General features: G+C 72.1%; 10 protein-coding genes, 1 tRNA gene and 1 other RNA gene. 4 read left to right on the top strand and 8 right to left on the bottom strand.

The features are described 5' to 3' along the window. Window positions 1-75: 75 nt before the first annotated feature. The 3 genes from SOM13_RS04235 to ffs form a co-directional block, all read right to left on the bottom strand. Complete coding sequence (locus tag SOM13_RS04235) at window positions 76-1167, bottom strand: HTTM domain-containing protein (RefSeq protein ID WP_192058701.1); 1092 nt, start codon at window positions 1165-1167, stop codon at window positions 76-78. Beyond that, window positions 1164-1883 (bottom strand): DUF5819 family protein, encoded by a 720-nt coding sequence (locus tag SOM13_RS04230; protein ID WP_192058703.1) that lies wholly within the window; start codon window positions 1881-1883, stop codon window positions 1164-1166. The genes SOM13_RS04235 and SOM13_RS04230 overlap by 4 nt, the downstream gene beginning before the upstream one ends. A gap of 363 nt (window positions 1884-2246) precedes the next feature. Next, window positions 2247-2343, bottom strand: an RNA gene (ffs, locus tag SOM13_RS04225) — signal recognition particle sRNA small type. A 54-nt stretch (window positions 2344-2397) separates the two neighbouring features. On the opposite strand from ffs, the gene SOM13_RS04220 reads away from it, so the two are divergent. After that, window positions 2398-3075 carry an SDR family oxidoreductase gene (locus SOM13_RS04220; RefSeq protein WP_320478965.1) on the top strand — a complete coding sequence of 226 codons (678 nt, stop codon included), beginning with the start codon at window positions 2398-2400 and terminating at the stop codon, window positions 3073-3075. Between the two features lie 87 nt (window positions 3076-3162). Here SOM13_RS04220 and SOM13_RS04215 read toward each other — a convergent pair whose 3' ends face one another. Continuing rightward, a complete protein-coding gene (locus tag SOM13_RS04215; protein ID WP_243215395.1) occupies window positions 3163-4356 on the bottom strand; it encodes an acetate/propionate family kinase in 1194 nt (397 codons plus the stop codon). After that, the gene (gene pta, locus SOM13_RS04210) at window positions 4353-6506 is read right to left on the bottom strand and encodes a phosphate acetyltransferase (protein ID WP_192058709.1); all 2154 of its coding nucleotides are present in this window, start codon (window positions 6504-6506) and stop codon (window positions 4353-4355) included. Before pta ends, SOM13_RS04215 begins: the two co-directional genes overlap by 4 nt. Window positions 6507-6588: 82 nt before the next feature. Between pta and SOM13_RS04205 the strand changes: the two genes are divergently transcribed. Beyond that, on the top strand, window positions 6589-7080 hold the full coding sequence (locus tag SOM13_RS04205; RefSeq protein ID WP_192058711.1) for a GNAT family N-acetyltransferase: 492 nt from the start codon (window positions 6589-6591) through the stop codon (window positions 7078-7080). Window positions 7081-7128: 48 nt separating this feature from the next. Here the strand turns inward: SOM13_RS04205 and SOM13_RS04200 are convergent, their stop codons facing one another. Then, window positions 7129-7686, bottom strand: coding sequence for a DUF805 domain-containing protein (locus SOM13_RS04200; RefSeq protein WP_244636775.1), 558 nt, complete (start codon window positions 7684-7686; stop codon window positions 7129-7131). A 119-nt stretch (window positions 7687-7805) separates the two neighbouring features. Beyond that, a tRNA-Ser gene (locus tag SOM13_RS04195) sits at window positions 7806-7890 on the bottom strand. Window positions 7891-8030: 140 nt separating this feature from the next. Here SOM13_RS04195 and SOM13_RS04190 point away from each other — a divergent pair. Together SOM13_RS04190 and SOM13_RS04185 are read left to right on the top strand one after the other, a co-directional pair. Beyond that, complete coding sequence (locus tag SOM13_RS04190; protein WP_192058713.1) at window positions 8031-8402, top strand: RNA-binding S4 domain-containing protein; 372 nt, start codon at window positions 8031-8033, stop codon at window positions 8400-8402. A 173-nt stretch (window positions 8403-8575) separates the two neighbouring features. Further along, on the top strand, window positions 8576-9193 hold the full coding sequence (locus SOM13_RS04185) for a hypothetical protein (protein ID WP_320478964.1): 618 nt from the start codon (window positions 8576-8578) through the stop codon (window positions 9191-9193). Window positions 9194-9215: 22 nt separating this feature from the next. On the opposite strand, the gene SOM13_RS04180 is transcribed toward SOM13_RS04185, so the two are convergent. After that, entirely contained in the window at window positions 9216-11186 is a 1971-nt protein-coding gene (locus SOM13_RS04180; RefSeq protein ID WP_320478963.1) for a helicase HerA-like domain-containing protein, read from the bottom strand. Window positions 11187-11228 lie beyond the last annotated feature (42 nt).

Genomic DNA, 11228 nt, shown 5'->3' with positions numbered 1-11228 from the left:
CGGCTGATCCGACTCCCCCGGTGGTTGGCCGAGGGTGTGCTGTGGTGCAGGTGGTGGTGTCGCGTGGTCGCCTCGCTAGGTGACGGCGGGCGACGTCCGATCGCTCGGCGCGCCTTCGGGCAGCTCGCCGATCCCTCCCCTCGATCTCGAGATCCTGGCCCGGGCGGTCCGGGCGCGTTCCGCGACGAACACCGCGGCGCGCTGGAAGGTGACCGTCCGGATGAAGATCATGTCCGCCGCGAGCATCGCGAGCGAGAACAACGGCAGGCCCATGAAGAGGCCGATCCCGATGTGCATGCCGGTCACGCCGAGCAGGCCGACGACCCTGGTCCAGCGCCGTAGCAGCAGGAACGGGAAGAACAGCTGCACCGCGACGGCGAACCAGGTCGCGAACGCGACGAGCACGCCGCTGGCGGTCAGCAGACCGCTGAGAGCCGGCCACGGCGCGAATCGGTCGACGTGCAGCGGGTAGTAGATCGCCGTGCCGTCTCGCCAGAGCTCGCCCTGCACCTTCGACAGGCCCGCCACGACGTAGACGACGAAGAGCTGACCCGCAACGGCCACGAGAGCCCCGTTGTGCAGCAGCGTCGACACCCAGCCCGCCTCCTCACGGGCCCGGGCGACCCATCGGGGACGCGAGGCGACCGCGGCACGACCCCGCGCCTCCTGACGGCTCCTCCGACGCGCGTCGAGCGACCAGACGCGCGAGAGGTCGGTGAAGCAGAAGTAGAAGAGGAACAGCCGGACGGCGTTGTCCGTCTGGTCGACGGCGAGCACGTTCGAGGCCGCGAGGCTGGCGTACAGCCAGAGCGTCGCGATCGCGGCGACGCGGGCGTGCCAGCCGAGGAGGAGCGCGAGGGCCGACAGCCCCAGCGCGACGTAGCCGATCCAGAACGCCGGGCCGCCCACCTGCGCCGCGTCGAAGATCACGAACGGGAACCCCCAGGTCGACGACCGGTTGAGCGGCTCGGACCAGCCTGACGCGCCTCCCCAGGTGTACGACGCCGTGCTCGCGTTCGCGAGCACGAAGAGGAGGATGCCCAGGCCGGTGACGATCCGCGCGGCGGCGACGCCGTAGAGCGCCTTCCGGCCGTCGAGGAACCACCACTCGAGACGCCCGGCGAGCCGGGCCCAGGAGGCGCGGGCGACGTCCACCACGGCGCTCACGACCGACCCCCGGGGCCGTACAGCACGTCGATGGCGCCCTGGTCGAGCGTCGAGTCGGGCAGCGGCGAGCGCCATCCGCCCGTCACGAAACGGAACTCGGGGTTCGGGGCGGGGTCGGCGCGCTGCTCGAACGGGGTGACGGGAGTGATGCGGACCCGGACCTGGACGTCGTCGACCTCGCCCCACTGGGCCGTGGCCACCGCGGAGGCGATGCGGTTCAGGGCGTCCTCGTAGTCGACGTACGACCGGACGGCGCCGTCGCCGGCGGAGGACGTCGCGGCGAGGTCGTCGACGAGCTCCTGCCGCCAGTCGCCGTCGGTGAGGGTCTGCCCCACCGCGGGGCCGGCCTCGTCGCCGAGCGCCTGATAGGCCCGGAAGTACCCGCGGGCCAGCGAGAAGTTGGTCAGGTAGGTGCGCGACGGCACGAGGTGGTGCGTCACCCCGTTGGCGATGTCGCGATCGGTGATCGTGAACCACTCGGTGGCCGCGCTCTCGCCGGTCGGGACGGCGCGGACGTCGAGCGAGATGTCGCTCGAGACCGGATCGGGGGCGAAGACGGACCAGCTCTGCTGGAAGAACGGCAGCATGTACCCGCGCAGGGTCTCCTCCCCGACGGCCGCCCGGACCGGGTTCGCGGCCGACGACCACAGCAGCGTCGCCCCCAGGTGGCCGACGAGCAGCACGACCACGAGACCGAGGGCGATCCGCGGCGCCACGGGGCGACGACTGTCTCTCCGCCTGCTGCGGCGCGCTCCCCCGCGGGTGGACGAGTCGGACCCGCCCGAGAGCGGAGACGGTGAGCCGACGACGATGGTCGGCGCGGGGTCGCCCGGGGTAGGGGTCGACGAGGCGTTTCTGATCCTGTGCGACGTCACGGTCGCGGTCCTCTCGGGTCGATCGATCTCGTTCCGCCGTGGTGAGGGGCGGGACAACCGGCCTTGGTGAGGGGCCGGATCGCGTCGTGGTGAGCGGCGCGTGGTCGACGTGGTTGGCGTCGACGTGCCGTCATCCTATGCGGAGGAGCCGCCGATCCGCACCCCGCGAACAGGGGGGACCTCGACGGACGGCGCCCCGAGACGAGAAAAGACCCCTCACGCACCCGCCAGAGCCCGGTTACCCTTGCTGCATTTCTGCCCTGGGGGAGTTGGCCTGGATGGCGCCACGTGAGGAGCCTCGAGAAGTTTAGCGGCATCTGAGTGCCCGCCGCGACCCGGGGTGTTGCCTGGTGGCATGAGAATCGTCATCGCCGGAGGACACGGCAAGATCGCCCTGCTCCTCGAACGCCGACTCGCCGACGCCGGGCACGACCCCGTGGGCATCGTCCGCAACGCAGACCACACCGCCGACCTCGAGACAGCCGGTGCCCGTGCGCTCGTGCTCGATCTGGAGAAGACCGACGTCGACACGCTCGCCGGCCACCTCGACGGGGCCGACGCAGTCGTGTTCGCCGCCGGTGGCGGGGGCGGCAGCGGTGCCGAGCGCAAGCTCACCATCGATCGCGACGGCGCCGTGCTGCTGGCCGACGCCGCCGAGAAGGCCGGAGTCGGTCGCTACGTCATGGTCTCGGCCATCGGCACCGACGACTTCGACCCGGCCCGCGCCGAACTGCCCGCCGAGAACGACGACGACGTGTACCAGGTGTACATGCGCGCCAAGAGCGAGGCCGACGCGGACCTCCGCGGTCGCGACCTCGACTGGACGATCGTCCGCCCCGGCGGTCTCACCGACGACGCCGGCACCGGTCTCGTCACCCTGGGCACCACCGTCGACCGCGGCACCATCCCCCGTGCCGACGTGGCGGAGATCATCGCCACGGCGCTGATCGAGGGCACGGCCGTGAAGACCCAGTTCGAGGTCGTCTCGGGTGACGCGACCGTGTCGGACGCTCTGGCGACCATCAAGTACTGACCCGCGCCTCCTCGGTCGTCGGGGAGACCACGAAGGGCCCCGGAGGCGCAGTTCGCGCTCCCGGGGCCCTCTCGCGTCTCAGATGGTTCAGACGAGCGCCGCGGACTGCCGTGCTATCTCGAGCTCCTCGTTCGTCGGCACGACGAGCACCTTCACGGCCGACCCGTCGGGCGAGATGAGGCGCGCCTCGCGGGACGCCAGCTCGTTGCGGTCGTCGTCGACGTGGATGCCGAAGAACTCGAGCCCCGCCAGGGTGCGTCGGCGCAGCAGAGCGTTGTTCTCGCCCACTCCGGCGGTGAAGACCACCGCGTCGAGCCCGCCCAGCTGGGCGACGTACGCGCCGATGTAGTGCCGCAGGCGGTGGCGGTACACGGCGAGCGCGGCCTCGGCCACGGCGTCGCCGCGAGAGGCGCTGTCTTGCACGTCGCGCATGTCGCCGCTGCCGGTGAGACCCAGCAGCCCGGACCTCTTGTTGAGCAGCGTGTCGAGCTCGGCGACGTCGAGGCCGGCCTCGCGGTGCAGGTGGAAGACGGCGGCGGGGTCGATGTCGCCCGAACGCGTGCCCATCACGAGACCCTCGAGCGGGGTCATGCCCATGCTCGTGTCGATCGAGCGCCCGCCGTCGATGGCGGCCGCCGACGCCCCGTTGCCGAGGTGCAGCACGATGGTCTTCAGCTCGGCGAGGGGCCGCCCGAGGAACTCGGCCGTCTTCTCGCTGACGTACTTGTGCGACGTGCCGTGGAACCCGAACCGGCGCACGTGGTGTCGCTTGGCCAGGTCGGCGTCGATGGCGTAGGTGTACGCCGCGGGGGCCAGCGTCTGGTGGAACGCGGTGTCGAAGACGGCGACGTGCGGTACGTCGGCGAAGGCCTTCTTCGCCGCCCGGATGCCCTGCAGGTTGGCGGGGTTGTGGAGGGGCGCGAGGGTGGAGAGCCGATCGATCGCCTTCTCGACGTCGTCGGTCACGATGGTCGCCCGGTCGAACTCCTCGCCGCCGTGGACGACGCGGTGCCCGACGACCACCGGCGGGTACTCGTCGAACGACGGCCCGTCGGCCTCGAACGCGCTGAGCATCGCGGCGAAGCCCGCGGCGTGGTCGGCGATCGGCTGCGAGTCGTTGCGCGTCTCGTCGCCCGTGACCTCGTTGCGGTGCCTCGTCGACCCGACGCTGTCGCCGATCCGCTCGACGAGACCGCTCGCGAGGGTCCGCTCGCCGTCGAGCTCGATCAGCTGGTACTTGAACGACGACGAACCGGAGTTGACGACGAGGACTGCGCTCACGAGGGGTTCCCTTCGGGGGTGGATGCGGGGGTGGGGGCTGCGGCCTGGGCGCTCTGCGTCCCGGCCTGGATGGCCGTGATGGCGACGGTGTTGACGATGTCGCCGACCAGCGCGCCGCGGGAGAGGTCGTTGATCGGCTTGCGGAGGCCCTGCAGGATCGGCCCGATGGCGACGGCCCCGGCGCTGCGCTGCACCGCCTTGTAGGTGTTGTTGCCGGTGTTCAGGTCGGGGAAGATGAACACCGTCGCGCGGCCCGCCACCTCGGAGTCGGGCATCTTCGCCGCCGCGACGGTCGGATCGGCGGCCGCGTCGTACTGGATGGGCCCCTCGACCAGCAGGTCGGGTCGGCGTTCGCGCACGAGCGCCGTGGCCGCCCGCACCTTCTCGACGTCGGCGCCGGAGCCGCTGTCGCCGGTGCTGTAGCTGAGCATCGCGACCCGCGGTTCGATGCCGAACTGCTCGGCGGTCTGCGCCGACGAGATGGCGATGTCGGCCAGCTGCTCCGCCGTGGGGTCGGGGATGACGGCGCAGTCGCCGTAGACCAGCACCCGGTCGGCGAGCGCCATGAGGAACACGCTCGAGACGACGCCCACGTCGGGCAGGGTCTTGATGACCTCGAACGCGGGTCGGATCGTGTGAGCCGTGGTGTGCTTCGCGCCCGAGACCATCCCGTCGGCGAGTCCGAGCTTGACCATCATCGTGCCGAAGTACGAGACGTCGGTGACGGTGTCCATCGCCATCGAGGCGGAGATGCCCTTGTGGGCGCGCAGCTTGGCGTACTCGGCGGCGAAGCGCACCTGCAGGCTCGGGTCGAAGGGATCGAGCACCCGGGCGTCGGCGAGGTCGAGCCCCAGCTCGGCACCGCGCGCCCTGATGGCCGTCTCGTCGCCGAGCAGCGTGATCCGCGCCACACCCCGCTGCAGCAGCGTCGACGCGGCGCGGAGGATGCGGTCGTCGTCGCCCTCGGGCATGACGATGTGCTTCGCGGCGCCGCGCGCCCGCTCGAGCAGCTGGTACTCGAACATCAGCGGCGTGACCACGCCCGAGGGGCTGACCTGCAGGAGGCGCAGCAGCTGCGCCCCGTCGACGTGCTTCTCGAAGAGGGCGAGCGCGAGGTCGTACTTGCCCGACGAGTCGGCCGCGAGCCGGCCTCGGGTCTGCGTGATCGCGAGCGCGGTGTCGTAGGTGCCCATGTCGTTGTGGGCGATGGGGAGGGGGCTGTCGAGACCGGCGATGAGCCGGTCGACCTGCGGGGCCATCTCGAATCCGCCGTTCAGCACGATGCCGGCGAGCGAGGGGAACGTCTCGGAGGCGTGGGCGAGCACCGTCGCGACGAGCACGTCGGACCGGTCGCCGGGCACGACGACGATGGCGCCCTCGGTGAGCCGCGGCAGCACGTTCTCCATCGACATGGCGGCCACGACGACGCCGACCGCCTCACGGTCGAGAAGGGCCTCGTCGCCGCGGATCATCGTCGCGCCCGTCGCGGCGAGGACGGCGCGGACGGTCGGGGCCACGAGGAGGCGGTCCTCCGGCAGGGCCCAGACGGGCACGTCGGCGGACGGCGTACCCGCAAGGGCCTCGCCCACGCCCGCCACGACCTCGTCGAGGCGATCGGGCCCGACGCGGTTCGCCACGACCCCGAGCAGACTCGCGTGCTCGCTGCGCAGCTCGGCCGTCGTGACCTCCGCGACCTGACGCATCTCGGCGCCGTTGCGAGCGGTGCCCCCGTCGGAGCTGCGCCCGCCGAGCACGAGCAGCACCGGCGCACCGAGGTTCGCGGCCACCCGGGCGTTGAACGACAGCTCGGTCGGGCTGCCGACGTCGGTGTAGTCGGAGCCGATCACGACGACGGCATCGCACTGGCGCTCGACGGCGGCGAACCGGCTGACGATGGTCGCGAGCGCGGCATCGGGGTCGGCGTGCACGTCGTCGTAGGTGACGCCGACGCACTCGTCGTAGTCGAGGTCGACCCCGTCGTGCGCGAGCAGCAGTTCGAGCACGTAGTCGCGCTCGGCCGTCGACCGCGCGACCGGTCGGAACACCCCCACGCGACCCAGCTCGTGACTGAGGGTGTCGAGCACCCCCAGCGCGATGGTGGACTTGCCGGTGTGGCCTTCTGCGGACGTGATGTAGATGCGAGTCGACACGACGACCACACTAGGGCGGTCGGCTCGGAGGCCGCGGTGAACGGGGGTGAACGCCCGCCGGCCGCACCCCTAGGCTCTCGCCATGGAGATACGACCTGCGACCGAATCCGACCTGCCCGGCGTGCTCGAGATCCACGCGGACGCCGTGGCGAACTCGACCGCCATCTGGACGGACGAGCCCCCGACCCTCGAGGGGCGACGCGAGTGGCTGACGAACCACTCCGAGGCGGGCCGCGCCGCGCTCGTCGCCGTCGACGGCGACCTCGTCGTGGGCTACGGCAGCTACGGCCCGTTCCACGCGAAGGAGGGCTACCGGCACACCTGCGAGAACAGCGTGTACGTCCGCCCGGGCCATCAGGGGTCGGGCATCGGGCGCAGCCTGCTCGAGACGCTCATCATCGAGGCGACCGCAGACGACCTGCACGTCATGGTCGCCCTGATCGAGGCCGAGAACGAGGCGTCGGTCGGGCTGCACCGCTCACTCGGCTTCGTCGACGCCGGCGTGCTGCGCGAGGTGGGCACGAAGTTCGGCCGCTGGCTCGATCTGCGCTACATGACCCGCGCGCTCAGCTGACCCGCGCCTCCTGAGCTGCGAGGGCGACGGAGGGCCTCCGGCGCGGCATCAGTCGCGGGGCTTGTCGAACCGGGCACCCTCGGGCTTCGGCGCGAGCAGCGTCATGACGAAGACGGCGATCGAGCCGAACGGCACGAGGTACAGGAACTGGAAGAAGCCGCTGAGCCCGACGTCGTGCAGCCGCCGTGCGGTCAGCGAGAGCGTGCCGACGAGCAGCACCAGCCACAGCACGAAGTTGAGGATGACGAGCGGGACGAAGATCGCCAGCGGCGGGTCGGAGACCGCCTGGCCCGAGGCGTCGACCGTGCTGCCGATCGAGGCGACGAGACCGGTGATCATGATGAGGACGAACGACACGACACCCTGGACGAGCGCGAACCACCAGTACTCGCTGCGACTGGCCCGACCCGAGTAGTCGAAGAACTTGCGGAAGAACCGCGACACGGCCGCGGTGAGCGGGGCGTCGTAGTAGGGGGCCCAGAGCGGCGGCGGACCCTGCATCGCCGACTCGTGCTCACCGGGCTGAGGGGCCTGATAGGCCGGCGGCTGGTCGGGCTGCGGCTCGTAGGGCTTCGGCTGGTACGGCTGCGGCTGCTCGTCGGTCATGGTGTTCCCCCCGGATCGGTGACGCTCGTGCGACAACCGTAGCGCGCCTCCTCGTCGGGGCGACGACGAGAACCCCCGGCATCCTGAGACGGATGCCGGGGGCTCTCGTGGTCGTGCGGCGGAGGATAGGGGATTCGAACCCCTGAGGGCTTGCACCCAACACGCTTTCCAAGCGTGCGCCATAGGCCACTAGGCGAATCCTCCAGGAGGCGCGGCGGATACCGGCGCGCGACCTCGATCACTCTACCGGATGCGCGCCCGACTCCGTGACGACGGGGCGGCTGCGACGCCCGCGAGCCGTCGCCCGGGGCGCCCGCACGCCCGCGCCGACGTAGCATCGACGCATGGACTCCCTCGCCTCGTGCCGCGTCGACGCGTGGCTGTGGGCCGTCCGCATCGTCAAGACGCGATCCGCGGCGACGGCGGCCTGCCGCGCCGGTCACGTCCGGGTGGGCGGCGAACGCGTCAAGGCCGCCCAGACGGTGCGACCGGGCGACGAGGTGCGGGTGCGTCTCGGCGGGTTCGAGCGCATCCTCGTCGTGCGCCAGTGCCTCGTGAAGCGGGTCGGCGCGCCGGTCGCGGCCCTGGCGCTCGACGATCTGACTCCCCCGCCGCCCCCTCGCGAGGAGGTCGCCACGGTCGCCGTGCGCGATCGCGGCGCCGGTCGACCGACGAAACGCGAGCGACGCGAGCTGGAGAAGCTGCGCGACCGCTGACCGCCTCCTGCCGATCGGCGGTGATCGGCTCGGATCCGCACGGATCGGTCGGTACGGCCGGGCATCTCCCTCTATGATCGAGATTCCGACGACGCCCGCTTGGGGGCGGGCAGAAGTCGCTGTGAGGCCCTCGCGGTCGCACGGAACGGCGTCGTCGACCGAGGGGTGAGCTGATGCCGATCGTCGCGAGAGACGACTACGCCCTGTTCGTCGAGCCTCGACGCTCGGTGGCCGTCAGCGCCACGCTCACGGGCCTCGCGGCGATCGTCCCCGTCGGGGCCGCCCTCCTCTGGCTCACCTGGCCGTCCGGTCTCTGGCCGGTGGTCGTGGCTCTCGGCGTCGTCGTGATCGCCCTCGGTCTCGCCGCCTACCGGCGCTACCGCCTGTCGTTCGCCGCCCTCGACGCCGAGCACTTCGTCAAGCGCGGATGGCTCCCCGGCTCGGTGCGGGTCCGCCGCGATCGGGTCTCCGAGGTCGTGGTGGTCAGCACCTACCTCCCCAACAGCACCGACACGGTGCTGCAGCTGGTGGCCTTCGACGCCGTCGGGGTCCGGCTGTTCCGCATGCGCGGCCACTACTGGCCCGACGAGGCGATCGTCGCCGTGCGCGACGCGCTCGACGTCGCCTCCACCCTCATCGACAAGCCGATGTCGCTCCGCCAGTTCTTCCGGCGGTACCCGCACGCCCGCTACTGGTACGAGGGCCGCCCCGGGCTCACCGTGCCGGTGATCGTCGGCCTCTTCGCGCTGGCCTCGGGCGCGCTCGTGCTCGTCTACGGCACTCTCACCTGAGGCACCGCCGCGCCACCTCTGCTCAGCGGCGCCGCAGGGTGCCGAATATCCCCTTGACGACCTCGCGCACGATGGCCCTCCCGGCGCTCGATCCCAGCACGTCGCCGAGCACTCCCCCGCCGCCCTCCCGCGACGACGACCGGGTCCCCGAGGAGGTGCGGGTCGCCGCCCCGCGCCCCGCCCGTCGCCCGGCCGCCGCGCGCTCGGCCCGCTCGAACTCCTTCTGCTGACGTTCGTACTCGGCCTGGGCCGCCTTCCGCTCCCGTTCGGCGGAGGCCGCGGCCTTCGCGTCGGAGCGCTCGCGCGCGGCGGCCTCCTTCAGCTGGGCGTCGATCGTCGTCTGACGAGCCGCGGCGTCGGTGCGTTCGCGGGCGTCGAGCACGGCGGCCTCGAGCCGGCGGGCCAGCATCTCGCGGGCCGAGTCGCGGTCGATCCCGGCGCCGTAGACCGGCTGCAGCGGCGAGGCCGCCACCGACGCCCGCATCGTGTCGGCCGGTGTGGGCGACATCGATCCGCGCGGCGCCCGGAGGCGGGTCCAGGCGACCGGGCTGGGTGCCCCGCGCTCGTTCATCACGGTGACCACCGCCTCCCCGGTGGCCAGGGTCGTCAGCACCTCGGCGAGGTCGTACTCGCTCGTCGGGTAGGTCGAGACCGTAGCGCGGAGGGCCTTCGCGTCGTCGGGCGTGAACGCGCGCAGCTGGTGCTGCACCCGCGAGCCGAGCTGGGCGAGCACGTCGGCGGGGACGTCCTTCGGGGTCTGGGTGACGAAGACGATGCCGACGCCCTTCGACCGGATCAGCCGGACGGTCTGGACGATCTGCGCCGTGAAGTCCTTCGACGCGTCGGCGAAGAGCAGGTGGGCCTCGTCGAAGAAGAAGACGAGCTTGGGCACGTCGAGGTCGCCGACCTCGGGCAGGTCGTTGTACAGGTCGGCCAGCAGCCACATCAGGAAGGTCGAGAACAGGGCCGGCCGGTCGTGCACCCCGGGCAGCTCGAGCAGGCTCACCACGCCTCGGCCGTCGGCGGTCGTCCGCAGGAACTCCGCCGTGTCGATCTCGGGCTCGCCGAAGAACGCGTCGGCCCCGCGGTCGGCGAACGTGATCAGCTCGCGGAGGATCACCCCGACGGTCTGCTTGCTCAGACCGCCGAGGCCCTCGAGCTCTCCCTCGCCCTCGTCGCTGGTCAACCAGGTGAGCACCGCCCGCAGATCGGCGAGGTCGAGCAGCGGCAGCCCCTCCTGCTCGGCGTAGTGGAAGACGAGCCCGAGGCTGGACTCCTGCGTGTCGTTGAGGCCGAGCACCTTGCCGAGCAGCAGCGAGCCGAACCCGCTGACCGTGGCACGGACGGGGACGCCCGTGCCGATGCCGCCGAGCGCGAAGTACTCGGTCGGCGTGCCCTCGGGCGACCAGTCCTGACCGATGCCCCGGGTGCGCGCCGAGAGCTTCTCGGAGGGCTCGCCCGGGGTCGCGATCCCCGAGAGGTCGCCCTTGACGTCGGCGGCGAAGACCGGCACGCCCGCAGCCGAGAGCTGCTCGGCCATCACCTGCAGCGTCTTGGTCTTGCCGGTGCCGGTCGCCCCGGCGACGAGTCCGTGCCGGGCGAGCATGCCGAGCGGGATGCGCACGGGCACGTCGGGCAGGGCGTCGCCGTTCACCAGGGCGCCGAGCTCGAGCGCGGGGCCGTCGAAGGCGTACCCGGCACGGACGGCGTCGACCGCCGACGGGGACAGGGGCCCGGTCGACAGCGGGGCCGTCGACAGCGGGCCGGTCGGCGTCGTCGCCGAGGCCGACGTCGAGGCCGACGTCTCGGCCGCCTCGCCGGCCGTCGCCTGCGCCGTCGACTCGACCCGCTCCTCCTCGACCGCCTGGGCCTCGGCGTCGGCCGCCAGCCGTTCCGCCCGCGCGAGCGCCGCCTCCGCGTCCTGCTTCGCCTTCTCGGCGGCGGCGACCGCGGCGGCGGCCTCCGCCCTGGCCTGCTCGAGTGCGTCCGTCATGGCGTCAGCCTAGGCACGCGGAGGCGCGGAGTCCGGGTGAGT

The organism is Frigoribacterium sp. CFBP9030, from assembly GCF_034045195.1.
Taxonomy (GTDB): Bacteria; Actinomycetota; Actinomycetes; order Actinomycetales; family Microbacteriaceae; genus Frigoribacterium.
The sequence above is the reverse complement of the archived record's forward strand: the minus strand, read 5'-3'. Positions and strand labels throughout refer to the sequence as shown.

Excerpts from the sequence above, each read along its gene's own strand:
- SOM13_RS04220 (WP_320478965.1), top strand. The coding sequence starts at position 2,398 with ATGAGAATCGTCATCGCCGGAGGACACGGCAAGATCGCCCTGCTCCTC.
- SOM13_RS04205 (WP_192058711.1), top strand. The coding sequence starts at position 6,589 with ATGGAGATACGACCTGCGACCGAATCCGACCTGCCCGGCGTGCTCGAG.
- SOM13_RS04200 (WP_244636775.1), bottom strand. The coding sequence starts at position 7,686 with ATGACCGACGAGCAGCCGCAGCCGTACCAGCCGAAGCCCTACGAGCCG.
- SOM13_RS04190 (WP_192058713.1), top strand. The coding sequence starts at position 8,031 with ATGGACTCCCTCGCCTCGTGCCGCGTCGACGCGTGGCTGTGGGCCGTC.
- SOM13_RS04185 (WP_320478964.1), top strand. The coding sequence starts at position 8,576 with ATGCCGATCGTCGCGAGAGACGACTACGCCCTGTTCGTCGAGCCTCGA.
- SOM13_RS04180 (WP_320478963.1), bottom strand. The coding sequence starts at position 11,186 with ATGACGGACGCACTCGAGCAGGCCAGGGCGGAGGCCGCCGCCGCGGTC.